Here is a 508-nt window from a genome sequence, read left to right as displayed (position 1 = left end):
GATTGGGTCTTTATTAACGTGAGCAGCCAGATGAGAGTATGGAATAACCTTTTTTTCTAGCATACGAATGACTTTTTGACCCACTTTAAATGGCGAGGGAAGTGACTTTGTCACCAGAAAGTTTGCCCAGCCTTCAGCGCTATCGGGCATTTTTGAGTCAGTCATAAAGCTAATGTAATAGATTGATAGTTAGGAGTTGCGAGCAATTTATTGAAAATAGCTCACTATGACTAGAGTATAGATTGGATTTTTAATAATGCAGGCAATTAATGGCTGAGTATTATTGGTAGGTTTCTTTGTCGCCGAGTGTTTCTCTAATTCTGCGGTAACTATTCATGCGCTCTTCACTAATCTCACCTTTGTCGTAGGCGTCAAGGATCGCGCACTTGGGCTCATTATTATGTTTGCAGTCACGAAAACGGCAGTAGCCAATATGCGGCCTGAGTTCGATAAAACCTTCCAACAGTTCTTGCTCATTGATATGCCATAAGCCGAATTCTCGTATGCC

The 508-nt window shown here is 41.3% G+C and carries 1 pseudogene; it reads right to left on the bottom strand.

Going from position 1 to position 508, the window contains the following annotated elements:
• Positions 1-280: 280 nt before the first annotated feature.
• A pseudogene (locus A3756_RS27520) lies at positions 281-508 on the bottom strand (ribosome biogenesis GTPase RsgA); the annotation flags it as partial.

Source organism: Oleiphilus sp. HI0086, assembly GCF_001635225.1.
The sequence above is the reverse complement of the archived record's forward strand: the minus strand, read 5'-3'. Positions and strand labels throughout refer to the sequence as shown.